Source organism: Streptomyces sp. NRRL F-2664 (assembly GCF_000719345.1).
GTDB lineage: Bacteria > Actinomycetota > Actinomycetes > Streptomycetales > Streptomycetaceae > Streptomyces.
This window is the reverse complement of sequence record NZ_JOFX01000444.1, coordinates 1-334: the sequence shown is the minus strand read 5'-3', so window position 1 is coordinate 334 and position 334 is coordinate 1. Positions and strand designations below refer to the sequence as shown.

Here is a 334-nt window from a genome sequence, read left to right as displayed (position 1 = left end):
CGCCCGTCCTGAACGGTGCGGCTGACCTCAGTCTTCAGCTCGCCCGGCCCCTCGCCCCGGCCCTCCTCACCCGCGCCCTCAGCCCAGGAGACCGTCTGCGAGGCGGCCTGCCCGTACTCGTCGTACCCGAATGTGGTCTGCTCTCGGGCGGCGAGCTTCCCGCTGCTGTCTGCGGTGCGGGTGACGGTCCCGGTGACCGTGCGCCGGTCCGCGGAAAGGGTGTTGGAGGTCTCCTGCAGCACCTTGCCGTCCCGGCCGGTGGTCTTCTGCGACACGACCAGCCCGGTAGCACCCTCTTCGGGGTCGTACACGGTCTCGGTGACCGTGCCCGTCT

The 334-nt window shown here is 71.0% G+C and carries 1 protein-coding gene; it reads right to left on the bottom strand.

The genetic code is table 11. From position 1 onward, the window contains the following. The coding region (locus IF89_RS39910) for a hypothetical protein (RefSeq protein ID WP_043195057.1) at positions 1-334 on the bottom strand (334 nt) is incomplete at both ends.